We start from the raw sequence: 26,909 nt of genomic DNA, 5'->3' as shown, positions 1-26,909 counted from the left end.
AGATTTTAAATTACTCGATACAGCAGCATTCAGCTTTGTTTGCTGCAAGCCTTAGTCTGAAGCGACCGAATGCCGGTCACAATCCCAGCAAATATCGCGAGCCCCATTTCCTAAAACAGCCCGCCACTTTGTCCGGCACGATCGGACCTGCTTTGTCCAGCGACCACCTCTGCCGGTGATCGGGCATCGTCTCGACGCGCCTCTGCGGACAGGCAGGGAGCCGGGCGGCATGCCCCGCCCGTCGATGACCCGGGCGACCGCCTGCCCTCTCCCCCGCTTCACACGTCCGGCACGTTGTCGGCCAGTTCCTTCAGCCAGATCCTTGCATTGCCGTCAGACGGCGCGCGCCAGTCGCCGCGGGGCGAGAGGGAGCCGCCCGAGGTGACCTTCGGGCCGTTCGGCGAGGCCGAGCGCTTGAACTGGCTGATGGTGAAGAAGCGGAACAGGAAGGTCTCCAGCCAGTGCTTGATCTCAGGCAGCCCATAGGCATGCCGCTTCTCCGCCGGGAAATTGGGTGGCCAGGCGCCTTCCTCGATATCCCTCCAGGCATGATAGGCCAGAAACGCCACCTTCGACGGCTTCAACCCGTAGCGGCTGATATAATAGAGGGCGAAATCGTGCAGCGCGTAGGGGCCGATGCGGTCCTCCGTGCTCTGCATCTCGCCATTGGCATCGGCCGGCACCAGCTCGGGTGAGATGATCGTGTTCAGCACCCTGTCGAGCGTCGCATTGGTATCGGCATCGAAATCGCCTGATTGAATGACCCAGCGGACCAGATGCTGGATCAGCGTCTTCGAGACCGAGGCATTGACGTTGTAATGGCTCATATGGTCGCCGACGCCATAGGTCGACCATCCCAGCGCGATCTCCGAGAGATCGCCGGTGCCGAGCACGAAGGCATTGCGCTGGTTGGCGGCGCGGAACAGGAAGTCGGTCCGCAGCCCCGCCTGGACGTTCTCGAAGGTGACGTCATAGACCGGCTTGCCGCCGGCGAAGGGATGGCTGAGATCCTTGAGCAGCTGCAGCGCCAGCGGCTTGATGTCGATCTCGTCGGCCGTGATCTGCAGGCTGCGCATCAATGCCCAGGCATTGGCCAGCGTCTCGTCGCCGGTGGCAAAGCCCGGCATGGTGAAGCCGAGGATGTCGGAGCGCGGCCAGCCGAGCTGGTCGAAGGCGCGCGCTGCCACCAGCAGCGCATGGGTCGAATCCAGCCCACCCGAGATGCCGATGCACAGCCGCTTGATGCCGGTCGCCTGCAGCCGCTTCTGCAGGCCCTGCACCTGGATGTTGAAAGTCTCGTAGCAATCCTGCGCCAGCTGGCTCGCATCGGCGGGCACGAAGGGAAAGCGGGCAACGCTGCGGCGCAAATCCGTATCGCCTTCCGGTCGCGCGGCAATGAAGCCGACGCGGCGGAATTCGCGGTCCGGGCCGACATTGAGCGCGGCTTCTCCAAATGTCCCTTGCCGCAGCCGCTCCTGCTTCAGGCGCTCGACATCGACATCGGCGATGCACATCTGCGCACCGGACGGAAAACGCTCTGTCTCGGCCAGGAGGTCGCCGAGTTCATAGATGCAGGCCTGCCCGTCCCAGGCAAGATCGGTGGTCGATTCGCCGGGACCGGCGGCCGAGTAGACATAGGCCGCCAGCGCCCGCGACGACTGGGTGGCGCAGAGCCGCTTGCGGGTGTCGGACTTGCCGACGGTGATGTTGCTGGCGGACAGGTTGGTGAGGATGGTTGCGCCTGCCAGCGCGCCGAAATCGCTCGGCGGCGTCGGCACCCAGAAATCCTCGCAGATTTCGATATGAAAGACGAAGTCCCTGCGGTTTTCCGCCTCGAACAGGAGATCGACGCCGAAGGGCACGCTTTGGTCGCCGACCGTGATCGTGGAATTGCGGATGGTGCGGCCCGAGGCAAACCAGCGGCGCTCGTAGAATTCGCGGTAATTGGGCGGATAGGCCTTCGGCACCACGCCGAGGATGTGGCCACCATGGATGGCGATGCCGCAATTGTAGAGCCTGCCATCCTTGTGCAACGGCGCCCCGACGATCAGCACCGGCGCGATCGTGCGGGTAAAGGCGGCGATGTCGAGGAGGGCTCGCTCGACGCTGTCGAGCAGCACGCTCTGCCCGAGCAGGTCGTCGATCGCATAGGCTGATATCGACAGCTCGGGAAACAGCATCAACCCCACATGCTGCGCGTGACCTTCTGCTGCCATGCGCATGATCTCAGCGGCATTGGCAACCGGATCGGCAATCTCGCATACCGGGGTACAGGCGGCGACCCGGACGAAACCCTGGTCGTAGGCGGAAAAGAAGGTCATCGCGGTCTCCCGTCGCCACCAGCCGCCAGGCCGGACGACATCATTCTGCAGGCAATCCTCAATACGCCCTGATGCGCGCAACCGGCAAGGCCAAGCTTCGCATAGCTCATCCGCCAGCGCCGCACAGCCTCGCCGCGTGCCAGGTTAGATGCACTCCGGAGGCACCGCCTTGGGCCGCGACCGGTTGAACCGTCACTGCAGTCGGGGCCGGCATATCAGATACGACGGCCGGCGCGTCGAGCGATAAAACGCCGAAGGACGGCCGATCCTGGAGCGGCCGTCCTTCAGTTAGCCAGCTAAGATAGCTTAGGCAGCCTTGTTCTTTTTGCCCTTGGCGTTGACCGAGGCATCGGCCAGCTGCGTCAGGGCTTCGTCGGTGGCGCCTTCTTCCTGCAGCGTCGCGTCGAGCAGTTCGGCCGCTTCTGTCATGCCAAGCTGGGCGGCCCAGTTCTTAAGCGTGCCGTAGCGAGCGATTTCATAGTGCTCGACAGCCTGGGCAGACGAGATCAGGCCGGCATCGAGAGCTGGCGAACCGGCGAATTCTTCCATGATTTCTTCGCCCTCGGCGATGATACCCTGGATGGCTTCGCAGGTCTTGCCGCGGGCTGGCTTGCCGACCAGTTCGAAGACCTGCTGCAGGCGCTCGATCTGGCCCTGGGTTTCTTCCTGGTGCTTCTTGAATGCAGCCTTCAGCTCGTCCGACTGGGCGGCGCGTGCCATTTTCGGCAGTGCCTTGAGGATCTGGCGTTCGGCGAAATAGATGTCCTTGAGCGTGTCGATGAACAGGTCGTTGAGGGTCTTCTCAGCCATGATATTCTCCTTGGGGTTTGTATTCCGGTGACTCAACCTGCATCCCGAGCATTTGTTCCGAGCCTATTCCGGCGGAGGAAGGTCAGGCATTTTGCCGGCGAATCGACCCTCTTTTGGGGACACGTAGGGACCATCCGGGTCGCAAGCTACGCGCACAGCGTGGATACGGACGCAGTGGAACGGAACCAATTGAAAGGTGACACGGTTTTGACTGCAGACATGCATCCACAGAGCGAATTCGAAATTCTTGCCGAAATTCTATTACAATATCCGCGATCGCGAGGAGTGGACGGACGTCAACGGCGGCTTCGAGATGCCCAATCTCGAGATTGCCAAGGATGAGGCAAAACGCGCCGCCATCGATTCGCTCAGCGACCGCTTCCCCGCCAGCATCGATCTCACGGTCGAGCTGTTCGACGACGAGGGCACCCTCGTCTGCACGGCCCATATCGTCTTTACCAGCGAGGAACACTGACGGCTGCGAGCAGCAACGTTGTGCCTATGCCCGCGATGTCGTCAGGATGTCGCGCACCGTCTCGGCGAGATCGTCGATGGCGAAGGGCTTGGTGATCATCCGCATGCCGGGGGCCAGGAAGTCTGCCCGCGAGGCAGCGGTGGCCGCATAGCCGGTGATGAACAGCACCTTCAGTTCAGGGCGGGCGGAAATGGCGATTTCGGCCAGCTGCCGTCCGTTCAGACCAGGCAGCCCGACATCCGAAATCAACAGGTCGATGCGCTGGCGGGATTCGATGATCGGCAGCGCGCTGTCCGCGTCGATTGCCTCCAACGCCTTGTAGCCGAGCTCCTGCAGGACGGCGATGACCAGCATGCGGACGGCATCATCGTCCTCGACGACCATGACCGTTTCGCCGTCGCCCATCGGCGGCGCACTGTCCTCGACCACCGCGTCTGCCTCAGCCCCGGCCACGACGTCGCTGCTCGGCAGATAGAGCTTGATGGTCGTGCCCTGGCCGAGCTCGCTATAGATGCGCACATGGCCGCCGGATTGCTGGGCAAAGCCGTAGATCTGCGACAGGCCGAGCCCGGTGCCCTGGCCGATTGGCTTGGTGGTGAAGAACGGCTCGAAGGCCTTTTCCATCGTCGCCTTCGACATGCCGATGCCCGTATCGCTGACGGCAAGCACGACATAGCTGCCCGGCTGGAATTCCTCGTTGCGCAGGAGATCGGCGGCGGTGAAGACGGCGTTGGCGGTCTCGATGGTGAGCTTGCCGCCCTCCGGCATCGCGTCACGAGCGTTGATGACCAGATTGAGGATGGCATTTTCCAGCTGGTTGGCATCGGTGACCGCCTGCCAGGCGCTGTCGTCGAGGGCAACGGACAGGGCGATCTGCTCGCCGAGCGTGCGATGCAGCAGGTCTTCCATCGAGGTCACGAGCGCGTTGATATCGAGCGGCTGGCGATCGAGTGACTGCCGGCGTGAGAAGGCCAGCAGCCGATGCGTCAGCCCTGCCGCCCTCTGGGCCGAGGTCGTGGCGGCATCGATGAAGCGGTCGACATCGTCGAGCCGACCGGCGCTGATCCGCCGGCGCAGGATGGCGAGCGATGCGATGACGCCAGTCAGCATGTTGTTGAAATCATGGGCGATGCCGCCGGTCAGCTGGCCGAGCGCTTCCATCTTCTGCGACTGGCGCAGCTGCGCTTCGGTGTCGCGCAGCGTCTCGCCCTGCTCCTTCTGGAAGGTGACGTCACGGCCATAGGCATAGATGATGTCCTCCTCGTGGGAGGTCATCCAGGAAATCCAGATGGTCGAGCCATCCTGGTGGATCAGCCGCGCTTCGAGATCGGTGTGGGTGTTGTCCGCCGCCCTCTCGATACCGGCGCGCATCACCTCGGTGTCGTCCGGAAAGGTAAAGTCGAAGATGCTCTTGCCGATGACCTGCTCCGGACCATGCCCGAGCGTCTCCGACCAGGCCGGGTTGACGTCCCGGAAAATCCCGTCCGCGCCGAGCACGACCAGAAGGTCGCGCGAGTTCTGCCACATTCGGTTCCGCTCCCGGGTGCTTTCCCGCACCCGCTCGGCCAGCGCCTCGTTCGCCTCGCGCAGCCGCGCCTGGGTCTGCTTGGCGGCCGTGACGTCGTAGATCACGCCGATGAAGCGGCGACCGGGCGCGCTCGCATCCTCGGCATATTCGCCGCGACGGGCCAGCCAGCGCTCGGCGCCGTCGTCGGCGCGGGTGATGCGGAACTCGCTGCTGGCATTGTCCTGCATCCCGTGGGGCGCGGTAATGTCGATGATCGGCGGATCATCCGGATGGATCAGGATGTTGAGCGTGCGCACCGGCAGCACGCGGGTCGGATGCAGCCCGAAAAGCCGGCAGAACTGTTCGGAAACCGTGACCGTGCCGAAGCCGGAGACATATTCGAAGGTGCCGATGCCGCCCGCCACCTGGGCGATGCGCAGCTGCTCCTGGATGCTTTTCTGCTCGGTGATGTCGACCAGCATGCCGATGAATTTCACCGGCTGGTCATCTTCGTCGAAGACGGCGCGGCCGCGGGCATGCACCCAGCGAAAGCCGCCATCTTCCTTCATCAGCCGGTATTCCTTGGAGAAGACCTCCGCGCCGGCAATGATGCCGGCCACCGCCAGACGGATGCGCTTCAGGTCGTCCGGATGGATGCCGACGAAGAACTGGCGACTGGGCACGCCCTCGGCAAGCGCAACCTCGTCCTGGCCTGTGACGGCCGCGAAGCGCGCATCGGCGACAAGCGTGCTGGTCGGAATGTCCCACTCCCAGCCGCAGCTGGCGCCAGCCGCCTCCAGCGTCAGGTCGAGACGCCGGCGTGCGACTTCCACTTCGCCTCTCAGCTGCGCCAGCTCCCTCTCGAGGCCGCGCGCTTCCGTTCCCGAATCCGGCAAAGCTGTTGCTGGGTAATCGGAAATTTCCTCGTTCATGCACGGCCCCGTTCGGCGATCAGATGGGTCAAGGCGTATCCTGTGTTACGCGCTCGACGAAGGCTGCAATCAATTGCTTCAGGATTTCCAATGACGGCAGATCCAAGATCATGGCAATATAGCCGCGAATGTCGCGGTCACGCACCGAAAAATTTATGTAGAGGAACAGCACGAAGCTCTCCTCGACCGGATTGCTGGCGACATCGAACAGCATCTCGCTGTTGCCGCGCCGGACATCGGGCAGCGTCATTTTCAGCGACTGCTGCAGCATGTTGGCCATCGAGCCGAGACAGCCGTTGAGGATGACATTTCCGGCCTCGGCCAGGGCCTCGCTTTCCATCGAGACGACCTCGTCCTGTTCCATGTCGTCGCCGACCATGGCGCGCACCAGCCGCAAGCCGTTGCTCTCCGGAAACATCAGCAACGCCCTGCCCGAAAAGGCGCCGTCGAACTGCTGCTGCACGGCGATCAGGTCTTCGCTCTCCCGTTGGCCGATCAGGGCGGCGGCGGAGGCGCGGGTGACGATCTCGACCGAGGGGACGGAGAGCAGCACCTGCTTGCTCACCATCTTGCGCAGGCTGGCGGCAGCACGGCTGACGCCGATATTCACCAGTTCGGTCAGCGCATCGCGTTCCAGCTCGTCCAGGTACACCTCGCCCGTCATACTCCGCTCTTTCTGAGCCGCAAGGCAGCCCCGGCGATGAACGGTCCGATGGCATCTTCGGTGACCGGCTTGCCGACGAAGGTAGCGTTGAGGGCGCGAACGGCGGCGATGATCTCGTCCTGGATATTGGCGGTGATCACGGCGATCGGCATGTGCGGGTGGGCGGCACGCAGTTCGGCCGCAAGCGCCAGCCCGTCCTTTTCCGGCATGTTGAAATCGAGCACCGCAACGTCGATCGTCTGCCCCTCGACGATATCGATCGCTTCGGCCGCACTGCTGGCCTCGACCCGCAGCCAATCGGGCTGGTGGGCGGCAATGGCCTTGCCGGCTACGATCCGTGCAAGCTTGCTGTCATCGACGACAAGAACTGTTACCGGCATATTATCTCTCCGTATTGTCGAACGTGCAGCAATTTCAAGCTGTCGTATTAAGGTGTAGACGCGACCTTCGCAAGTTTTAGCGCCAGTCGGGGTCGATTTGTTCATCGATAGTGCTTGGCCAGCGCCGGCAGAATATGCTCGCTGATGAATATATTGTTCGGGGCGCCCTCCAGCCTTGGCTTGAACATGAGAATGACCTGCCAGAGCGCGGTGTGCACAGCCTCCGCTCCACTGACATCCACCGGCAGCGTCGGATGGGTCTCGATATGCCCGAACAGCGCTTCCGCCTGCTCCACGCCGCAGGGGCCTTCCAGAATGATCGCGTGGGCTTCCAGTCTTACCGTCATCCGATCAAAGCCTCCAGATCGAGCACCAGAAGCACCCTGCCGTCGCCGAGCAGCGTCGTCCCGGCGATGCCCGGCATGCCGCGCAGCAGGCCGGAGAGCGGCCGCATCAGGGTCTCGGCCCGTTCGGCGATGGCGTCGACCGCGATGCCGACGCGCCGGCCGTTCGCCTCGACGACGAGCACCCGCGCATCGCCGGCCGGCCGCCGCTCCAGATCGAGCTGCAGCAGCGTGCCCAGATGCAGCAAGGGGATCGTCCCGTCGCGCAGCACGAAAGCCTCGCCGGATCGGACCGGCATGATGGCCGCCGCCGGCAGCCGCAACGTCTCGACGATGCCCTCGATCGGAATGCCGTAGCGTTCCCCCCGCGCCTCGACCACCATCAGCCGCGACATGGCGAAGCTGACCGGCAGCGTCAGCCGGAACGATGTGCCGACCGATGGTTCGCTCGACAGCTCGACCGTGCCGCCCAGCCGCTGCACCGCGCTTTTCACCGCATCGAGCCCGACGCCGCGCCCGGAGAGATCGCTGACGCTGGCAGCCGTCGAAAAGCCGGGCAGGAACACCAGCTGCAGGGCCGCGGCATCAGGCAGTTCTGCCGCCTCGGCGGCGCTGAGCAGTCCCTTGGAGACCGCCGCCGCCGCGATGCGGGCCGGCGCCATGCCACGACCGTCGTCGCGCAATTCCACCTCGATATGCTCGCCCCGCTGCCGCGCCGTCAGCCTGACGGTGGCGCGGGCCGGTTTTCCCGCCGCCAGCCGCTCCGCTTCGGGCTCGATCCCGTGGTCCAGCGCATTGCGCAGCAGATGCAGCAGCGGCTCGAACAGGTCCTCGACGATCTCCCGGTCCGCCTCGACGCCATCGCCTTCCATGACCAGGTCGATCGCCTTGCCCAGACGACCGGCCGTTTCCCGCACGAGACGCGGGAAGCGCCGGAAGGTCTGGCTGAGCGGAATGAGCCGCGCCTTGGTGACGGCGCCGTAGAGTGCGCCGACCAGGCGCTCGATCTCATGGTGGCTGGCAAGGATCTGCCGGGACAGGCGTTCGTCCCCGATAGCCCGCCGTGCTTCGTCGGCGAGAGGCAGCAGCCCGTTCTTGGCGGTGATCAACTCGCCGGCGATCTCGACCAGCGCGTCGATCCGCGCCGTATCCACCCGCATCGTCGCCGGCGCGTTCTCGGCTTGCACCGCTGCCTGCGGAACGTCCGCCTCGGGCTCGGGCCGCAGCGCCGGTGCCATGGCAATCATCCGCACCTGGTCGGGGATCAGCCGGAACACCGCCTCGATCTCCGAGAGCGGCGCGGCCGTGATTGCCTCGATCAGCAGATTGCAGCGAAAGGGGTCGAATTCGCCGGGCGCCGGCCAGGGCTCGCGCGGTTGGACCCGCAGATGAAGGATGCCCGGGACCCGCGCCATGGTGGCAAGGGGGTCGTCGCCGTTGAAGAAGCATTCCGCATGGGGTTCGTAGCGCAGCGCCACACAAGCGCTGCCCGCGTCCAGCGCCTGGCCGGAAAGCTGAAGAAGTTCGCTCGCCCATTCGGGAATGCCCTCTTCAGGCGCATGGGCACCAGTGGCGTCCGTCGAGGTCTCGCCCTCCTGCCGAAGCATGGCCAGCAGCGAGCCCGCCTCGCCGGCCACCGGCACTGAGGGCAAGCCGTCGCGGGCGATATCCTCGACACATCGCTCGACCCATTCGACAACCGCCAGCAACGGGTCGATCAAGCCGGCATCGATGTCGATGCTGTCGGCGCGTGCCGCCATCAGCAGGTCTTCCGCCTGGTGCAAAACGCCATGCATCGGTCCGAAATCGAACAGGCCGACGGAGCCCTTGAGGGTGTGAATGGCGCGAAAGGCGCTCTCCAGCCGAGGCCTGTCGCGCGGTGTCCGCTCCAGCGCCAGAAGGTCGTCGGAGGCCTGCTGCACCAGTTCGCGCGCCTCCAGGGCGAATTGCTGCATCAACTCTTCCATCACGCGCCTCCGGCACGGCGATAGACGATCGCGTCGGGGAACCGCGCCGCTTCGAAGAGACCTGAAATGCGCGTCATCGATTCCGTGTGCCCAAGGCAAATGTAGCCGCCCGGCGCAAGAAAGTCGTGCAGATTGTCGACCGCCGTTTCCCGCGCCGCATCGTCGAAATAGATGAGCAGGTTGCGGCAGAAGATGACATCGAACTTGCCGAGCGAGGACAGGCTGGCCCGGTCGACCAGGTTGGCCTTGACGAAGGAAACCGATTCGCGGAGATCGCCGATCAGCCTGCGTGGCAGGTCCTGCTCCGGCTCGAAGTAGCGCCGTACCACCGCGTCCGGCAGCCTCGACAGGGAGCGCTGGCTGTAGACCGCCTCGGCCGCCTGCTTCAAGATTGCCGTATCGATGTCCGAGCCGATGATTTCGACGTTGTAGGCATCGACCAGCGCCCAGTTTTCCAGGAGCCAGATGGCGATCGAGTAGGGTTCCTCGCCGCTCGAGCATGGCATCGACCAGATCCGGATACGGTCGCCAGGCTTCTTCGTCCTGATGATGTCAGGCAGGATGGATCGGCTGAGGCAGGCGAGCTGATGTTCCTCGCGATAGAAATAGGTCTCGTTGACGGTGAAGCTGTTGATCAGCGGCTCCACGGCGCGTGGATCGTCTTTCAGCATCGCCACATAGGCCCGCACCGAGGCGGCGCCGCTTGCCTCCATCAGGTCGGTGATGCGGCGTTCGATGTAGTAGCGCTTGGATTCGCCGAACACCATGCCGGTGCGGGCATAGATGATGGCGCAGAGCTCCTCCAGTTCCGCCGAGCCCAGCGGCTCGTTGCCGGTCGGCCGCCCCGGTGATCCATTGTTCGTCATGCCACCATCTCCAGCACGGTGGCGGCGATCCGGTCGAGCGGCGCGATGACGGTGGCGCCCTCCAGGCCGACCAGCGCCCCCGGCATGCCCCAGACGACGGCAGTCTCCTCCGATTCGGCGATGGTCCGGCCGCCGGCGCGCCGCAGCGCGGCCATGGCGGCGGCCCCGTCATTGCCCATGCCGGTCATCAGCACCGCGACGAGGTTGGGGGCCGCAATGTGCTCTCCCGCCGAGCGCACCAGCCGCTCGACGCTCGGGTGCCACAGCCAATTGGAATCCGATGGGCTGGGAAGGCAGACCAGCCGACCGGCCCGCATGGCGACAATGATATCGGCGTCGCCCTTGGCGATGTAGATGTTGCCGGGCTCGATCCTCGTCTGGGCGGTCACTTCCCGAACCTCGAGGGCGCAGATCGCATTGAGCCGGCGCGCCAGCGGACCGGTGAACGACGCCGGCATGTGCTGGGCGACGATGACGGGCCACGGAAAATCCTTGGGCAGCAGCGACAGCACGGCATCCAGTGCCGGCGGCCCGCCTGTGGAGGCGCCGATGAGCACGACACCCTCGACCTCCTGCGTTGCCGGACGCGGCTTCAGCCTTGGAGTCGGCGCAAGAGCAGGCCGGGCGATCGGCTGTTCCCGCTGTCCGCCGCGCAAGCGCTCCACCAGCCGGCGGCTGCGGCGGACGCGGACGGTGGCAGCGTTGCGCACCTTCTCCACCAGCTGCGGCGCCAGGCTGTCGATCTCGAGCGAAATGGCGCCGCCCGGCTTGGCGACAAAATCGACCGCGCCCATGTCGAGCGCCGCCAGCGTCTCCTCGGCGCCCTCCTCGGTCAGCGCCGAGACCATGACGACCGGGCGGGGATGTTCGAGCATGATCCTGTCCAGACAGGCGAGACCGTCGAGACCGGGCATGTGGATGTCGAGCGTGACGACATCCGGGTTGAAGGCCTTGATGGCCGCCAGGGCCTCCAGTCCGTCGCGCGCCACCTCGACCTCGAAGTCGCCCTCGTCCTTGAAGATGCGGGAGAGCAATTTGCGCATCAGCGCGGAATCGTCGACAACAAGCAGCCTGATCACGAGGCGACCGCCACGGGCGTTTCCGAAAGAGATGCCACCACATCCCGCTCGGCGCGGCTGAGCAGCTCGCGCGGATCGACCAGCAGGATCATCCGGTCGAGCGCCTCGATATGGGCGACGCGATCGAACACGGCGGCGCGATCGTCGGAGAACTCCGGCGCCACCGACAGGGCAGAGGCAGGAATGGCCACCACTTCCGACACCCCGTCGACAATGAATCCGGCTGTCAAGCGGTCGATGGTCACGACAATGGCGCGCGGTCGAGCCGTCGTGCCGCCGGACAAGGCCTCGAAACGCAGCCGCTGGTCGATCAACGGCAGGGCCTTGCCGCGCAGATTGATGATGCCGGAAACGAAAGCCGGGGCGTTCGGCAACCGGGTGATCGAATCCGGCAAACGAATGACCTCCTCCACCGCTGTTATCGGCAGGCCATAGCTCTCCTCGCCCAGCGTGAAGATCAGGAAACGTTCGAATTCCATGTCGTCCGCTTCGATCGGCATTGGTGCTTCCCCGCCGCTGCTGTTGACCACCTGTTCGAGCGCGTCGTTGCCGAACAATTTTTCCGCCGAAAGAATCGAGACCAACGCCCGGCCGCCCTCGACCCGGCCGATCGCCTCGATTTCCGCCGGGCTTTCCGCGCTCCGCACAAGCACCGGCGGCAGCGGCTCGATAGCGCTTTCGGGCACGCGGCGGATGGCATCGATCTGGTCGATGGCAAGACCGACCAGGCCACCTCGATATTCGACGACGACGATGCGCGACGCTGTCGATCCCGCATCGGGCAGAGCCAGCAGCGCCGCGAGCATGAATATCGGCAGCGCTCTGTCCCGGTAGGTCGTCATGCCGACGAAGCTCTTGCCGTTTGCAGGTGTGACGAGACCTTCCGGCCAGGCGAGGATCTCGGAGACGCTGTCGAGCCTCAGCCCGAACGTCTGGCCGGCAGCGCGGAAGGTCAGCAACGTCCGGATGCGGTCAACCTCGGCTGCCACGCGCGACCGGTCGACGGCCCCGAGCGAACGGGCCAGCGCCGGACGGGGTCTCGCCGGCGCCACCATGGCCGAGGCCAGCAGGGCGGCGATATCCACCACCGTCGGCCGATCCGGGGCGTCATTCGTATCGAAACGGACGACGTCGTCGACCAGGAGTCCGACCGGTTCGCCATGCTCGAAGACGATGACTTTTCGCGCGCCGCTCTGCTGCTTGCCGAGAAGCGTTGCGACAGCGACCACCGGCAAGGGCGTTCCGCGCAGGTTGGCGATGCCCACCAGTGCGGCAAAACCATAGGGCACGCGCGTGACGGCAGGCGTGCGGATCACTTCCAGAACCCGGCCGGCATCGATCGCATGGAGTTCGCTGCCGATCCGGAAGACCAGATGGCGACGGTCGGCCTGCGTCGTGGGCAAAGCCCCATCCATGATCAGGCCCCCGCCAGCTGCAACTCGTCGGCGAGCGAGGCAATCTCCTCGACGGCAGCCGCCAGATCCTCGGCACCGCGCGATTGCTGGCGGGCGGCAGTCGCCGCCTCCTCGGTTGCCGTGCTCGCCTGCTGGGCGACGGTGGCGATCTGCTGCGTGCCGGCCTGGACTTCGCGGGCCGCCAGCAGGATCGCTTCGGCGGCGGCAATCACGCTGTCGTTCCCCTTGGCGATGAGGCCCACATCCGCATCGATGACGGACAGCCGATCGATGATCAGCCGGCTCTTGGCGATCTCCGCTTCCGAGGCGATCACGATCATCTCGAGCTCGCGGGCCACCGTGGCAATCTGGATCTGCAGCGCCCGGACGACGTCCTTGACGCTGTCGATGTTTTCGCCGGCATCGGACGCCAGCTTGCGGATATCGGACGACACCAGAGCAAAGCCGCGTCCTGCCTCGCCGGCCCGCGCCGCCTCGACCGAACCGCTGACGGCGAGCATGCTGGTCTGGACGGCCACCAGCACGATGCGATCGACGGTGCGCTCAATCCGGAAGCCGATTTCGCCCAGCGCTGACAACCTGTCCAGCGCAACACGGGTTTCGCGAAGCGCGGATGCCATGCCGGAGGCGACGGCCTCGACGCTCTTCTTGTTGCGGCTGATCAGCTGGATGATGTCTTCCGCCCGGTTCCTCGCCTGCTCGGCGCTGCGGTGGGTCTGCAGCGCGCTCTTCTCGATCTGCGCCATGGCGGTGTGCGACTGCTGGGTGGCGGCCGCCTGCGCCTCGGCGCCTCGGCTGATCTGCTCGATGGCGATCAGAATTTCGCCGGCCGCACCCGAAAGCTCCTGCACCGTGGCCGACAGCTGCTCGGCGGCGGAGCTCACCTCTTCCGACAGGGTCGCCGTCTTGACGTCGCTGAGCAGATCGTCGGCCAGCACCGCCAGCGATTGCGCGGTGCGCTGGCTCTGATCGAGCGCGGCACTCTGCTGCTCGACGGAGCGCTGCGCCTGCGCTGCGGCGGCGGCCTGTTCCTCGGCGGCGGAAGCGACGATTTCGGAGCCCTTCTGCGCCTCCCGCGTCGCCACATCGGCCTCGATGGCGGCCGTCAGGATCGACTGGCTGCTCTCCGACAGGGCCGTCAGATTGGTTCGGATCGCGCTCAGCTCTTCGGTGATGTCACGGCTGGCGTCCGACTGGCTTCGCGCCGTGTTGGCAGCCGCGCGGATACGGTCGGCCACGCCGCGGACGCCATCGACGATGGTGGCGGCATTTTCGGTGACGTCGCGCGAGCTGCGCTCGGCTGTCTCGGCGAGCGCCCGCACCTCATCGGCGACAACGGCAAAGCCCTTGCCTTCGGCACCGGCCCGGGCCGCCTCGATGGCGGCGTTGAGGGCAAGCAGATTGGTGCGATCGGAGATATCAGCGACCATCAGCGTCGTCGCGCCGATCGATTCCGCCTGCGCCTGCAGCCTGTCGATGACGGCGACCGATGTCAGCTGTCGTTCGGCATTGGCGGCGATGGCGTCGATGGAGGCATCGATCTGCGCCGTCGCATCGAACACCGAGGCTTGCAGCGCCTCCGTCCGACGCCTGGAGGCCTCGACCTCGAGCCGGGTCTCGGCGAAGCGGCTGGCGAGATGGATGGTGGCGGAAAGCGATTCATGGGCGGCACCGGCCGCCTCTTCGGCGCCGGCGGCGATCTGCTCCAGCGCGCGCCGCAGCTCCTCGGCGGCCGATGCGGCCTCGGAAACGCCGCTCGCGAGCTCCTCCGTGGCAGCTCCGATTCTCTCGGCTGCCTTCTGCTGGCGAGCGCGGGAGCGATCCTGCGCCCGGCGCGCCGCGACAGGCTTGATTTCAGGCTGTTCCGCGCTGCGGACGGGGGTCGGCGAGGAGCCGACAGGGGTCGGCGGAGAGCTGCGCTTAGCGGCCAGATCGGATGTCTTCACCAAGGCCATGGAATACCCGTTGCAATGTTGTTGGGCGCCAGGCGCCGAGCGGATCCGATGCCGGGATGGCAGCAGTCGCGAAATAGTGCCGAAAACAAAAAAAGAAAGCAACGCGGCGGCACGGCGGCACAATTTTCTCGTCATGGTTACCGCTGAGGCCCGCCAGCGTCTTAGCCGGCAAAATCGATCAATGCCTTTAGGAGTTGATCCGCGAAAGCTTTGCGCAACTATCTTTGCCGAACGATAGGGCAAACGCCGCATTCTTAAGCACTCGTTGATAAACAGGTGGCAGCATCGATCACAGTGATTTGCAGTTGACGTTAGACGTGTCGCGCAGCACATGGGGGGAGCGGACAATGGATGGATTTGCAATGCTTCAGCGCAGTGAGGAGACCGACGAACTTCTCGTCGACCGCCTGCAGAAATCTGCCTTCACATATTTCCTGCGCCACACCAACCGAGAGAATGGGCTCGTCGCTGATACCTCGATCGGCGGCAGTCACTGCAGCATCGCCGCCGTCGGCTTTGCGCTTTCGAGCTATCCCGTCGCCATCGAGCGCGGCTGGATCGACCGCACGGAAGCCGCCGAGATCATCCTGACGACGCTGAATTTCTTTGCCGACAGCGACCAGGGCGAAATGCGCGGCGCCACCGGCCACCGGGGCTTCTATTACCATTTCATCGACATGAAGACCGGCAACCGCGCCTGGAACAGCGAGCTGTCGATGATCGACACCGCTCTGCTGTTCATGGGCGTGCTGACGATCGCCGAATATTTCGACCGCGACGAGGCCGACGATGTCGAGATCCGCGAACTTTCCAAATTCCTCTACGAACGGGCCGACTGGCGCTGGGCGCTGAACAAGGGCGACACGCTGTCGATGGGCTGGAAGCCGGGCGGCGGCTTTCTGCGCTGGCGCTATCAGGGCTATGACGAAGCCATCCTGCTCTACGCCATGGCGATGGCCTCGCCGACCCATCCGATCCCGGCGAAATGCTACGACGCCTTCGCCTCGACCTACAGCTGGATGATGGTCAAGGACAAGCCGTTCCTCTATGCCGGGCCGCTGTTCATCCACCTGTTCTCCCACGCCTGGATCGACTTCCGCGGCATCCGCGACAAGTACATGACAGAAAAGGACAGCGACTATTTCCTCAACACCCAGATCGCCATCGACGCGCAGCGAGACTATGCCGACCGCAACCCCGGACACTTTTCCGGCTACGGCCGCGAGGTCTGGGGCCTGACCGCTTGCGACGGCCCTAACCCCACCGGAAGCCGGCACAGCCGCCGCGGCCGGCAGAAGGTTTTGGGTTACGCCGCCCGTGGCGCCCCATTCGGTCCCGACGACGGCACCATCGCCCCCTGGGCACCGCTGGCCTGCCTGCCCTTCGACCGCAAGGCGGCCCTCAGCGGCACGCGGACGATGATGGCCGCCTATCCCGCCATCCTGCTCGACGGCTGCTTCGTCGGCGGCTTCAACCCGACCGTCGAAGGCAAGGGTCCCGAAGGCTGGGTCGACGACCGCTCCGTCGCCATCGACCAAGGCCTGCTGGTGATCATGATCGAGAACGACCGCACCGGCATGATCTGGAAGCTGCTGCGGGGCTCGCCGATCATCCGCAAAGGCCTGGAAAAGGCCGGATTCAAGGGCGGCTGGCTGGACGGCGAAACGGCCGCCGTCGCCTGATCTTCCAACTTTCTCGTCAAGGAACACGCGGTGGCCCGAGCCACCGCGCATCGCAGGCTTTCGCCCTTATTCCACGTCGAACCTGACGCCCTGGGCGAGCGGCAGCGTGCGGCCGTAGTTGATGGTGTTGGTGGCGCGGCGCATATAGGCGCGCCAGGCATCCGAGCCGGATTCACGGCCGCCGCCGGTTTCCTTCTCGCCGCCGAACGCCCCGCCGATTTCGGCGCCGGACGGACCGATATTGACATTGGCGATGCCGCAATCGGAACCGCGCGATGAGAGGAAGGTTTCGGCTTCCCTCACGTCGTTGGTGAAGATCGACGATGACAGGCCCTGCGGCACGGCATTATGCAACGCAAGCACCGCATCGAAATCGCTGTATTTGATGACATAGAGGATCGGCGCGAAGGTTTCCTCGACGACCGGACCGGTCTGGCCGGGGATCTCGACCAGCGCCGGGCGCACGTAAAAGGCATCCGCCCCCGCCGCATCGACGCGCTCGCCGCCGGTTACCGAGCCGCCCTCGGCCTTGGCTGCCGTCAGTGCGGCTTGCATCTTGTCGAAGGCCGGCTTGTCGATCAGCGGTCCGACCAGCACGCCGTCTTCCATCGGATTGCCGACGCTGACCGAGCCGTAGGCCTTCTGCAGGCGCGGCACCAGCTGGTCGTAGACGCTGTCGTGCACGAACAGGCGCCGCAGCGAGGTGCAGCGCTGGCCGGCCGTGCCCATGGCCGAGAAGGCGACGCCTCGGAGCGTCAGGTCGAGATCAGCCGTCGGGCAGACGATGGCGGCATTGTTGCCGCCGAGCTCGAGGATGCCGCGGGCAAAGCGGGCGGCGAGCTTCGGGCCGACGGTGCGGCCCATGGCGGTCGAACCGGTGGCGGACACCAGCGGCACCTTGGCATGATCGACCAGCGCCTCGCCGATAGCGCGGCCACCGATCAGCAGCGTCGAAAGGTTAGCCGGCGCCGTTCCGCCCTCGGCCACATAGCGCTTCAGCGCCTTCTCGAACAGCGCCTGGGTGGCAAGCGCCGTCAGCGGCGTCTTTTCCGACGGCTTCCACACCGTCGAATTGCCGCAGACCATGGCGAGCGCCGCATTCCACGACCAGACGGCAACGGGGAAATTGAAGGCCGAGATGATGCCGGTGACGCCCAGCGGATGCCAGCTTTCCATCATCCGGTGTTCGGAACGCTCGGTGGCGATCGTCAGGCCATAGAGCTGGCGCGACAGACCGACCGCGAAATCGCAGATATCGATCATCTCCTGGACTTCGCCAAGCCCCTCGGAAGTGATCTTGCCGACCTCGATGGAGACGAGCCGGCCGAGTGCCACCTTGCCGGCCCGGAGCTCCTCGCCGAGCAGTCGAATCAGTTCGCCGCGCTTGGGCGCCGGCACCTGGCGCCAGGCAAGGAAGGCCTCATGCGCCGCATCGATCGCAGCCTTGGCCTCAGCGACCGAGTGCTCCGGCAGGCGGCCGATTTCGGCGCCCGATATCGGCGAGGTCACAGCCAGCGTGCCCCCGGTGAAGCGGTCGGCGGGCACGCCGAGATCGGCGAGGATCTTCTTGGTTTCCTGGGCTAGGTCGAGAGCGGTCATAGCGGGCTGTCCCTTGTTCTTGTCTGATGATGGCCTGGCCGCTGCTTAAAAGCGGGACTCGGCCAGATGGGCAATCTGGGCGCCGGCCTCGTACCACATTTCCTTGGCGGCACGGAAGCGGGGGGCGCCGACCGCGCTTGTCGGCAGCGGCAGGTCGCTTTCGCCGATCTCACCGAGGATATGGGCGGCAAGGCTCTTGCCGAAGGTCGTGCCGGGCGCGATGCCGCGGCCGTTATAGCCGGAGAAGCCGACGACATTATCGGCGAATTTGTGAAAGCGCGGCAGGGCATCGTCGGTCATGCCGATCTTGCCGTACCATTCGCATTCGAACTCGACATCGCCGAGCTGCGGAAACAGCCGCTTCAGCGACCGCCGGGCCCAGCCCTTGTGGATCGCCGCACCCGTGTTGCGCAGCGCCCCGACGCTGCCGAACACCAGCCGGCCGGCCTGGTCCATGCGAAAGGAGGAGAGGACTTCCTTGGTGTCCCAGACGCCCTCGCGAGCGGGCAGGATGGATTTACACAGGTTATCGCCGAGCGGCACGGTGGCGAAATTGAAATAGGGCAGATGCACCTGCTCACCGCGCACCTGCTGCCAGGGACCGGTCGAATAGGCATCGGTCGAGACGATGATCCAGTCGGCGGTGACGCTGCCGCCTGCCGTCTTCACCACCCAGCGGCTGCCGTCGCGGCTGGTGTCGGTGACGCGGCTGCCGGTGTGCAGCGTCGCCCCGGCGCGGATGGCGGCATGGGCGAGGCCCCGGGCATAGGCGAGCGGCTGCAAAGTGCCGGCCCTGAGGTCGAGCAGCGATCCGGAATAGCCGGCGCTGCCGACGCGACGGCGCGTTTCCTCGGCGTCGAGCACGCTGACAGGCGCACCACGGCTTGCCCACTGGGAACAGCGGGCCTCGATTTCCTTAAAACCCTCGGCGCCGACGGCGCAGTGAAGCGTTCCGTTGCGCTCGAGCTCGCAGGCGATCTGATGCTTGTCGATCAGCGCCATGACGAGCTGCGGCCCGTTGCCGAGAATATCGAGCAGGCGCTCGCCGTAGACAGGGCCGAGCACGCCCGGCACGTCGTCCGGCATCACCCACATGCCGGCATTGATCAGCCCGACATTGCGCCCGGCGCCGCCGAAGCCGATCTCGTTACCCTCGAGCAGCACGACGCGGGTGCCGGCTTCGGCCAGATGCAGCGCCGACGACAGGCCCGTATAGCCGCCACCGACAATCACCACATCGGCCGACATCGCGCCGGAAAGCGGCTCGGTCACGGGCGGTTGCGGGGCGGTCTTTTCCCATAGGCCATGGGAGCGCGGGTCATTGAGCATCATTCTGTCCGGTCGTTGCGTCACGGCACCTTAGCGCCCGACTTGCGGTTGCGAAAGGCCATTTGCGACGCCCGGCCCAGGCACCGCCGACACAGCCTCCGAAGGTCACATCTGTCCGGTCACGCGGCCGGTTTCGGTCCGTGTCATGGGGCATTTCGGTATCCTTTTCGCCTTTTTGGCAGGCTTTCGCCGCCTGGGGCAGGCCGGATCGGCCGGGGCACATCGGGTGCCTGATAGTTTTTAGTTTAGATGACACACGACGTGCCCCGTTCGGCTTTTTTATCCGCAACTCCGGATCCTCTGTTTCCGACCCAGGTCCCCTTGCGGGAAAAAGCTGCCGGAGTTACGCCACACAGGCATGCCGGGCTGCTTGATGCCGCCGCCCGAAGGGATCCATTTTCTGCGGACTCCTGTCGAAACCGCCTGCGTAGACAGCAACCCCGACAAGCACCGGCCCCACCTCGCCGGCAACGCAGACCGGTGTATCCGAGGGTGGAACAGGGAGAAGTATAGGTGAGCCCGGAAAAGTGGGGATGAAATAATGTTCATTTCATTGATTCCATTGGAAAATCCCAACGGTTTGTCCCCCACGATGCCGCAAGCGCCGCAGCACTTTCTCAAGCGGGGCGTGGTCGCATGACGGGAAGCTTGGGGAGGCGTGTCGGCATGGCAACGGGTGTCATGAGACTACGCGTTGGCAGAATGCAGATCGCGTCTTGTGCCGCCAAACGTCCCCCATTTGACGAATGAATTGCATGCGACGGCGGCCCCTCCACTGCGCCAGCGCGCGCGGTTCTGTTCCCGGATCTGATTTTCCCGGCGTCTTTTGGAACGAATCTCCGGGGCCATCCGTTAATTGGTTGGAAATCAAAAGGAGAAGTCAAATGGGTAGCACATCTGATAAAGCCGCAGGTCTCGCCAACGAAGCCGTAGGCAACGTCAAGCAGGGCGTAGGCAAGATGGTCGGCAACGAAAAGATGCAGGCCGAAGGCAAGCTGCAGGAAATCAAGGGCGAAGGCCAGCAGGCCGTCGGCGATGCAAAAGCCACCGTCAAGGACGGCGCCCATGCGGCTTCGGACTACGCCGACAAGAAGCTCTGATTATTCGGGCATGAATGAGGAAGGACGGGGATCGCATCCCCGTCCTTTCGCGTTTTGGCCTTTTGGGTTTCTCTCGCTCCTATGAGGAGCATGGCAAGTAATAGCCGGTGAACATCACTATAATCGAGGATTTCGATTGTTTGACCGCCGATGCAACCTTTCCAGTTGTGGCGCATTGTATAGGCAGGAAAACAAAGGAAGATAAAATGACCGATTATGATGTAACCCAGCTCAAGTCTTCTTGCCTCACGGCTATCGCTTTCATCGCTGCTTCTGCCGCTGCGCTCGGCCTGATGTTTCAGTTCGTCGGCTAATCGACACGGTCTTGGGCGCAAGACGCCCTTGCCGCACGCAGTCGCCGCTCCCTGTCCTGGCGACGCGTCCCGAGTATGAGGCACAGAAACCGCAAATCGTATCGATGCCGTTTCGAGTCTTACCGATACTATAAATTCCATATCCCTGCTCCGGCGACATAACACATAGCCTACGGTCTATGTGCAACATCGCGTGCTATCTAAAGCGGTTGCGGCCGCAGGCGTATCATTGCGAACGCCTCCTATTCAAAATCCTGCGCCATTGCGCAGCAGATCGAACCGTTTCGCTGACAAATGCGAAGATCCAGCCGCAGGCTCGCTCCAGAACCGGCCCATCGGCTGATCTCTTGACTCTTTCACAAAATATTTTATTACCTGCGGCGGAAAAGGAAGACGGTCCATGGTTCGTTTCGAACAGATCCGCGTCTGCGCTCGCCTGGCATCGCATGCCGGGCCTGATTGCCGTTTTCCACTGTCTTCCAAAACCAAGGCCAAAACCACGACGAAAACCGTCTGACGTTCCTGGCCCGCCGCTCTCTCCCCGGCTCGGCTGGGGACAGGGAACCGCCAATGGCGGCTCCCCCCTCACCGGACAGTGGAGAGATGAGAAAAGAGAGCACGAAATGGGTTTCAAAGTCGCAATTGCAGGCGCTACCGGCAACGTCGGTCGCGAGATGCTCAACATCCTTTCCGAACGCGGCTTTCCCGCCGACGAAGTCGTGGCGCTCGCCTCGGCCCGCTCGCAGGGTACCGAAGTGTCGTTCGGCGACCGGACGCTGAAGGTTCAGAACCTCGAAAACTATAATTTTGCCGACACCGATATCTGCCTGATGTCGGCCGGTGGTGAGATTTCGAAGAAGTGGTCGCCGAAGATCGGTGCGCAGGGCTGCGTCGTCATCGACAATTCGTCGGCCTGGCGCTACGATCAGGATGTTCCGCTGATCGTTCCGGAAGTGAACGCAGACGCCATCGACATCTTCACCCGCCGCAACATCATTGCCAATCCGAACTGCTCGACGGCGCAGCTTGTCGTGGCCCTCAAGCCGCTGCACGACTTCGCCAACATCAAGCGCATCGTCGTCTCGACCTACCAGTCGGTATCGGGCGCCGGCAAGGACGGCATGGACGAGCTGTTCAACCAGACGCGCGCCGTCTTCGTCGCCGACCCGCTGTCGAACAAGAAGTTTCCAAAGCGCATTGCCTTCAACGTCATCCCGCACATCGATGTGTTCATGGAGGACGGCTATACGAAGGAAGAGTGGAAGGTCTTGGCCGAGACCAAGAAGATCCTCGATCCAAAGATCAAGGTGACCTGCACGGCCGTGCGCGTTCCTGTTTTCATCGGCCATTCGGAAGCGGTCAATATCGAGTTCGAAAACGAGATCAGCGCCGACCAGGCTCGCGATATCCTGCGCGAGGCACCCGGCTGCATCGTCATCGACAAGCACGAGGACGGCGGCTACATGACGCCATACGAGTCCGCCGGCGAGGATGCCACCTACATCTCGCGCATCCGCGAGGACGCGACGGTCGAGAACGGTCTCAACATCTGGGTGGTCTCCGACAACCTGCGCAAGGGTGCCGCGCTCAACGCCATCCAGATCGCCGAACTGCTGATCAACAGGGGTCTCATCAAGCCGCGCTCGCAAGCGGCCTGAGGCACTACCGTTTATAAATATTTTACCTATATACCCCGCTATTCGACCACGGATGGCGGGGTTTTTCCACGGCCGGCGGCTCTTGCCGCCACGCCCGGTACATCCCGTCAGGCTCGACGGGTCAAATAATCGGTTGCGCCGCCAGGATGGGTAGGCGTCAGAACACGGGAACGAGGAATGCGGATGAAAAGGTCTGGTTGGGCGGCTCTGGCTGCCGTGCTCATGATGACGGCACCGGTGGCGGCAGAGGCTGCCCAATGCGGGAACACTGCGGCAGGATTTCCTGCCTGGGTCGAGCAGTTCAAGCAGGAAGCGTCAGCCCAGGGCGTCAGCCGCCAGGTGCTCGACCGGGCCTTCGCCGAGGTGCACTACAACCAGCCGACCATCCGCGCCGATCGCGGCCAGAAGAGCTTCAAGCTGTCCTTCGACGAGTTCATGAAGAAGCGCGGCGGCCAGACGGTGATCAATCGCGGCCGCGGCATGAAGCAGGCGAACGCGGCGCTGTTTGCCAGCATCGAGCGCAAATATGGCGTTCCCGCCGGCCCGCTGATCGCGATCTGGGGCATGGAAACCGGCTTCGGCAGCTACATGGGCAATGAGCACACGCTGTCGGCCGTCTCGACGCTGTCTTACGATTGCCGCCGCAGCGACTATTTCACCGACCAGCTCTATGCGGCGCTGAAACTGGTGGGCGAAGGCTATCTGAGCCCGTCGGCGCGCGGTGCTGCCCATGGCGAGATCGGCCAGACGCAGTTCCTGCCGCGCAACGTCGTCAATTTCGGCGTCGATGGCGACGGCAACGGCCGCATCGACATGGTCGGCTCGAAGGCCGATGCGCTTGCCTCCACCGCCAACTTCCTGCGCGGCCATGGCTGGCGTCCGGGCGAAGGCTATCAGCCCGGCGAGCCGAACTTCAATGCCATTGCCGGCTGGAACGCGGCTGTCGTCTATCAGCAGGCGATCGCCTATATCGGCAAGCAGATCGACGCAAGATAGGCCTTGTCGTTGTCATGATGTGAGGGGCTCCGAGCGATCGGGGCCCTTTTTTATGGTTCATGCCGGCTTGTGGCGGCGCTGCCCGATGATGGCCGAGGTCGCGACGCAGTTGCGGCCGCTGGCCTTGGCGGCATAGAGCGCAAGGTCGGCCTTCTTGATCAGGTCCTCGAACTGGTCGCCCTTGGCCGAACGGGGACGGGCGGCGCAGCCGAAGCTGGCGGTGACGGCAAGCGTCTCGCCGCACGGAAGCGGGATCCGGGCCTCCTCGACCGCCACCCGCACCCGCTCGGCAACGAGCGCCGCCTCTTCCCTGTCCAGCTCGGGCAACAGGGCCAGAAACTCTTCGCCGCCATGGCGGACGATCAAGTCGATGCTGTGGAAGGTGCGCTTGGCAATCTCCGCCACATGGCGAAGCACGAGGTCGCCGACATCATGGCCGTGTTTATCGTTGATCATCTTGAAATGATCGAGATCGAACAGAACGATGGCGACGGGACCGTCATGGTTGCCATCGAGCATGGCAGCGGCGGCGGCCTCGAAGCCGCGGCGATTGTAGAGCCCGGTCAGAAGGTCGGTCTCGGAGGCGCTGCGCAACTCCTCGACCAACGCTTCGCGCTCCCGGGTCAAGCGGTCGAGAAGCCGGATGCCCTTGACGCCAAGCCCGCCGACGACGGCCGCAAGCAACGCCAATGCCAGCACAAGCGAGAGCACGATCATCAGATGCTTCTGAGCCTCCGCAGACATGCGTTGGCCGGTTTCCTCGAGATCATGGGTCACCGCCAGGATATTCTGGCGCAGAAAGGCAAGCCTCGCCTGCTCCCCGACGGTCCACATCTGGCGTAGCTCGGGCGTCGGGCGAAGGACGCCGGACATCATCGCCTGGGTATAGATATCGGCACGCTTTTCGCTCGGACGATTGAGGAAGTCGATGATGCCGCGGATGACAGGCACGGAGGTGTGGAAGCGCAGCCGGTCAGTGCCAAGCCGCCGCGTCACGTCGCCCTGCAGCAGCTGCTCGTGCGACATGGTGGAAAAGCCAGAGCGCTTGAGATAATGGCCGCCGATGTAATCGACGATGAGCTCGCCGTGATAGGTCAGCAGAATGCTCATCAGTTCGTTCGATTTGCGCAGCAGCAGCGGGTCGTGGATCAGGGCGGAGAAGGAATCGCCGACGCCCAGCTGGCGAAGGGCTGCCTGACGATAGACGTAGCCGACATCGGCCTGGCTGTCATAGCGCCCGTCGTCCACCGCCGACCTGAGGCCGACGATCCGGCTGTAAGCGGAACGCAGTTTTGTCAGCTGGGCGTTTATGCCGCTCGAAAAAGTCCCTGATAAAGGCAATCTGTCGAAGAAGGCCTGGCGGGCGCCATCCACCGCCAGCCGAGTGCGGCGCAACTCTGCGGCTGTCTCCGGGCCGGGATCGCGCAAGAAGGCATGCGTGGCGTTCATCTCGGCCGGTATTTCCGTCGAGGCAATGGCGCCGCCCGTTGCCAGCAGCGCGGCAACCCTACGGTCGCTTTCTAACGTACCGTATTGCTCGAAGGAAAGGCGCATGAGCTGCACACTTTCCGCGACCATGAATATGAACGGCAGCATGATTGCCGTGATCACGGTCTTCTTGATAGTTTCGAACTTCATCGAAGCCCCTTGCATAAACGCATAGGATGCTATCACCGGATGCGGGAGCAGGGGTAACGGTTTCTGAGATCCTGCTAAACTTTCTGTTGAGTCCGTCAGGCGCCGGGGCGGATGAAATCGCCGGTTTCGCTGTCCATGACCCACAATTCGCCGGTCGAGATATCGAACCATGCCCCGTGAAGGTGCAATTTGCCTTCTTCTTCCAGGGCGGTGATATCCGGGAAGGTGCGCAGGTTGGCGATCGAGTTGCGGATCGACACCCGCTCCAGCGCCGTCTGACGCTCGGCCATTGTCATGATGTCATTGCTCTGGATCTGCTCGGCAGCAGGTGCCACCAGCGACATCCAGCGGCCGATGAAATCGCCCGGCGACAGCGGCTCGGCACTCGGATCGAGTGCTGCGCGGATACCGCCGCAGCGGCCATGGCCCATGACAATGATGTTTTCGATCTTCAGCGCCTGAACTGCAAACTCCAGGGCCGCCGAGGTCGCATGGAAATGGCCGTCGGGCTCGTAGGGGGGCACCATGTTGGCGACGTTGCGGATGACGAACATCTCGCCGGGCCCGGCGTCGAAGATGGTCTCCGGCGCTGCCCGCGAATCGGAGCAGGCAATCACCATTGTCGAGGGGCTCTGGCCCTGTTCGGCAAGGCTGCGATAGCGTTCGCGCTCGTCGACGTAGCGACCGCTCATGAAGTTGTTGTAACCGTCGATCAGGAACGATGGAAATCTCTGCATGTTTCTCGATTAGCGCGGAGAGGCGCGGAGATCAACACCCGTTTGAAACTCTTGAAGCCGCCTGTCACTTCTTTCGGCGCTGGGATGGATGCATGAGATGGCGCATCTGAACCATGGCCATGGGGGTCGAAAGACTGGCGGCGTCGGCGGCGAGCGTCAGTTCGTCACTGCCGCGCTTGACCGCCCGGGCGAGCACTTCGAAGACGCTGGCGGTGGCCAGCTGCAGCGCCCTTTCCTCTTCCATGCCGGACATCAGCCGCGACAGAAACAACGACGCCAGCAGGTCGCCAAGGCCGTTCGGGGCATTGTCGATCGACCGATGCTCGGCAAGCAGCGCATTGCGGCCGCTGAGGTAGAGATTGCCGGTGCCGCCGGTCATCATCGGCACGGCCGAGGTCACCAGCATGCGCGACGGCCCGAGCGCTAAGGCCGCCTCCATCACCGCATTGTTGTCGTCGAGCGGTGCGCCGGAGAGCCAGGCCAGCTCGTAGCGGTTCGGCGTCGCCAGCGAGGCGAGCGGCAGCAGATGGTCGCGGATTGCCTCCGCCGTCGGCTGCGGCACGTAGAGGCCGCCGAGATCGCCGATGACCGGATCGCAGGCGTAAAACAGCTCCGGCGATTTTTCGCGCAGCGCCGTCACCAGCCTTGCCACCGAACGGGCCTGCGCGGCATTGGCGAAATAGCCCGACAGCACTGCCTTGACCTCCGGTAGCCAAGGGGCGGCAAGAATATCGTCGATGGCGAGGTCGAAATCCGCTTCGGAAAAAGTCAGCCGCGTCGATCGGCCGTGGCCTGGATGCCAGGGCAGCACGATGGTCGGCAGCGCCCAGACAGGGTGCCCCAGCGTCTCGAGTGCGAAGACGGCGGCGCGGTTGCCGACCGAGCCGCGCACCACGTGGCTGGAGATGACGAGAACGGCGCCTTGGGCTGTGTCAGACATGCTGTTGTTTTCCGTAATTTCTGGCAGCTAGATGATATTTTGTTGCAGAATCTGTCAATCGGAGGTCGAGCCGATGCCAGCCCCAGTACGATGCGCCGGGGCCATGCTCCCTGCCGGTAGCAGTCTCTTCCAAGGCATTTATGACGATCCGGGCCTCCGTCATATTGTTTTGCAATTGCATCTCTATCACGTCTAATGATT

At 64.1% G+C, this 26,909-nt stretch carries 21 protein-coding genes; 5 read left to right on the top strand and 16 right to left on the bottom strand.

Going from position 1 to position 26,909, the window contains the following annotated elements; all coding sequences use genetic code 11:
• Positions 1 to 278: 278 nt before the first annotated feature.
• Positions 279 to 2,321, bottom strand: a complete 2,043-nt coding sequence (locus VH564_RS06765) for an NAD(+) synthase (RefSeq protein WP_423339039.1) — start codon at positions 2,319 to 2,321, stop codon at positions 279 to 281.
• 306 nt (positions 2,322 to 2,627) lie between these two features.
• Entirely contained in the window at positions 2,628 to 3,131 is a 504-nt protein-coding gene (locus VH564_RS06760) for a ferritin-like domain-containing protein (RefSeq protein WP_423339038.1), read from the bottom strand.
• 247 nt (positions 3,132 to 3,378) lie between these two features.
• Between VH564_RS06760 and VH564_RS06755 the strand changes: the two genes are divergently transcribed.
• Positions 3,379 to 3,606: a DUF6894 family protein gene (locus tag VH564_RS06755; RefSeq protein ID WP_423339037.1), complete on the top strand. Its 228-nt coding sequence runs from the start codon at positions 3,379 to 3,381 to the stop codon at positions 3,604 to 3,606.
• Positions 3,607 to 3,630: 24 nt separating this feature from the next.
• On the opposite strand, the gene VH564_RS06750 is transcribed toward VH564_RS06755, so the two are convergent.
• From VH564_RS06750 to VH564_RS06710, 9 genes are all read right to left on the bottom strand, one after another.
• Entirely contained in the window at positions 3,631 to 6,045 is a 2,415-nt protein-coding gene (locus VH564_RS06750) for a PAS domain-containing protein (RefSeq protein WP_423339036.1), read from the bottom strand.
• A gap of 28 nt (positions 6,046 to 6,073) precedes the next feature.
• Positions 6,074 to 6,709 (bottom strand): chemotaxis protein CheX, encoded by a 636-nt coding sequence (locus VH564_RS06745; RefSeq protein WP_423339035.1) that lies wholly within the window; start codon positions 6,707 to 6,709, stop codon positions 6,074 to 6,076.
• Complete coding sequence (locus VH564_RS06740) at positions 6,706 to 7,089, bottom strand: response regulator (protein ID WP_423339034.1); 384 nt, start codon at positions 7,087 to 7,089, stop codon at positions 6,706 to 6,708. The genes VH564_RS06745 and VH564_RS06740 overlap by 4 nt, the downstream gene beginning before the upstream one ends.
• A gap of 101 nt (positions 7,090 to 7,190) precedes the next feature.
• A complete protein-coding gene (locus tag VH564_RS06735) occupies positions 7,191 to 7,436 on the bottom strand; it encodes a hypothetical protein (protein WP_423339033.1) in 246 nt (81 codons plus the stop codon).
• Entirely contained in the window at positions 7,433 to 9,388 is a 1,956-nt protein-coding gene (locus VH564_RS06730; RefSeq protein WP_423339032.1) for a chemotaxis protein CheA, read from the bottom strand. Before VH564_RS06730 ends, VH564_RS06735 begins: the two co-directional genes overlap by 4 nt.
• An 11-nt stretch (positions 9,389 to 9,399) precedes the next feature.
• Positions 9,400 to 10,266: a CheR family methyltransferase gene (locus VH564_RS06725; protein ID WP_423339031.1), complete on the bottom strand. Its 867-nt coding sequence runs from the start codon at positions 10,264 to 10,266 to the stop codon at positions 9,400 to 9,402.
• On the bottom strand, positions 10,263 to 11,345 hold the full coding sequence (gene cheB / locus VH564_RS06720; protein WP_423339030.1) for a chemotaxis-specific protein-glutamate methyltransferase CheB: 1,083 nt from the start codon (positions 11,343 to 11,345) through the stop codon (positions 10,263 to 10,265). The genes VH564_RS06725 and cheB overlap by 4 nt, the downstream gene beginning before the upstream one ends.
• Positions 11,342 to 12,760 (bottom strand): chemotaxis protein CheW, encoded by a 1,419-nt coding sequence (locus tag VH564_RS06715; protein ID WP_423339029.1) that lies wholly within the window; start codon positions 12,758 to 12,760, stop codon positions 11,342 to 11,344. The genes cheB and VH564_RS06715 overlap by 4 nt, the downstream gene beginning before the upstream one ends.
• Before the next feature lie 2 nt (positions 12,761 to 12,762).
• Positions 12,763 to 14,715 (bottom strand): methyl-accepting chemotaxis protein, encoded by a 1,953-nt coding sequence (locus VH564_RS06710; RefSeq protein WP_423339028.1) that lies wholly within the window; start codon positions 14,713 to 14,715, stop codon positions 12,763 to 12,765.
• Positions 14,716 to 15,077: 362 nt separating this feature from the next.
• Between VH564_RS06710 and VH564_RS06705 the strand changes: the two genes are divergently transcribed.
• Positions 15,078 to 16,397 carry a glucoamylase family protein gene (locus tag VH564_RS06705; RefSeq protein WP_423339398.1) on the top strand — a complete coding sequence of 440 codons (1,320 nt, stop codon included), beginning with the start codon at positions 15,078 to 15,080 and terminating at the stop codon, positions 16,395 to 16,397.
• Between the two features lie 66 nt (positions 16,398 to 16,463).
• Here VH564_RS06705 and VH564_RS06700 read toward each other — a convergent pair whose 3' ends face one another.
• Both VH564_RS06700 and VH564_RS06695 read right to left on the bottom strand, forming a co-directional pair.
• Positions 16,464 to 17,996, bottom strand: coding sequence for an aldehyde dehydrogenase family protein (locus tag VH564_RS06700; protein ID WP_423339027.1), 1,533 nt, complete (start codon positions 17,994 to 17,996; stop codon positions 16,464 to 16,466).
• Between the two features lie 45 nt (positions 17,997 to 18,041).
• Positions 18,042 to 19,325 (bottom strand): NAD(P)/FAD-dependent oxidoreductase, encoded by a 1,284-nt coding sequence (locus VH564_RS06695; protein ID WP_423339026.1) that lies wholly within the window; start codon positions 19,323 to 19,325, stop codon positions 18,042 to 18,044.
• Positions 19,326 to 20,209: 884 nt separating this feature from the next.
• Between VH564_RS06695 and VH564_RS06690 the strand changes: the two genes are divergently transcribed.
• The 3 genes from VH564_RS06690 to VH564_RS06680 all read left to right on the top strand — a co-directional run bounded on the left by VH564_RS06690 (position 20,210) and on the right by VH564_RS06680 (position 23,393).
• Complete coding sequence (locus VH564_RS06690) at positions 20,210 to 20,425, top strand: CsbD family protein (RefSeq protein ID WP_423339025.1); 216 nt, start codon at positions 20,210 to 20,212, stop codon at positions 20,423 to 20,425.
• A gap of 937 nt (positions 20,426 to 21,362) precedes the next feature.
• Positions 21,363 to 22,397: an aspartate-semialdehyde dehydrogenase gene (locus tag VH564_RS06685; RefSeq protein WP_423339024.1), complete on the top strand. Its 1,035-nt coding sequence runs from the start codon at positions 21,363 to 21,365 to the stop codon at positions 22,395 to 22,397.
• Between the two features lie 177 nt (positions 22,398 to 22,574).
• The gene (locus tag VH564_RS06680; protein WP_423339023.1) at positions 22,575 to 23,393 is read left to right on the top strand and encodes a lytic murein transglycosylase; all 819 of its coding nucleotides are present in this window, start codon (positions 22,575 to 22,577) and stop codon (positions 23,391 to 23,393) included.
• A gap of 57 nt (positions 23,394 to 23,450) precedes the next feature.
• Here VH564_RS06680 and VH564_RS06675 read toward each other — a convergent pair whose 3' ends face one another.
• The 3 genes from VH564_RS06675 to pdxY form a co-directional block, all read right to left on the bottom strand.
• A complete protein-coding gene (locus VH564_RS06675; RefSeq protein WP_423339022.1) occupies positions 23,451 to 25,031 on the bottom strand; it encodes a diguanylate cyclase in 1,581 nt (526 codons plus the stop codon).
• A 95-nt stretch (positions 25,032 to 25,126) separates the two neighbouring features.
• Positions 25,127 to 25,768 (bottom strand): carbonic anhydrase, encoded by a 642-nt coding sequence (locus VH564_RS06670; RefSeq protein ID WP_423339021.1) that lies wholly within the window; start codon positions 25,766 to 25,768, stop codon positions 25,127 to 25,129.
• A gap of 64 nt (positions 25,769 to 25,832) precedes the next feature.
• Positions 25,833 to 26,708 carry a pyridoxal kinase PdxY gene (pdxY, locus tag VH564_RS06665; RefSeq protein ID WP_423339020.1) on the bottom strand — a complete coding sequence of 292 codons (876 nt, stop codon included), beginning with the start codon at positions 26,706 to 26,708 and terminating at the stop codon, positions 25,833 to 25,835.
• Positions 26,709 to 26,909: the final 201 nt, after the last annotated feature.

The sequence above is a fragment of the Rhizobium sp. HT1-10 genome (genome assembly GCF_049472505.1).
Classification (GTDB): Bacteria; Pseudomonadota; Alphaproteobacteria; order Rhizobiales; family Rhizobiaceae; genus Rhizobium.
Note: the sequence above shows the minus strand (reverse complement) of the source record. Positions and strands in the feature narration are given on the sequence as shown.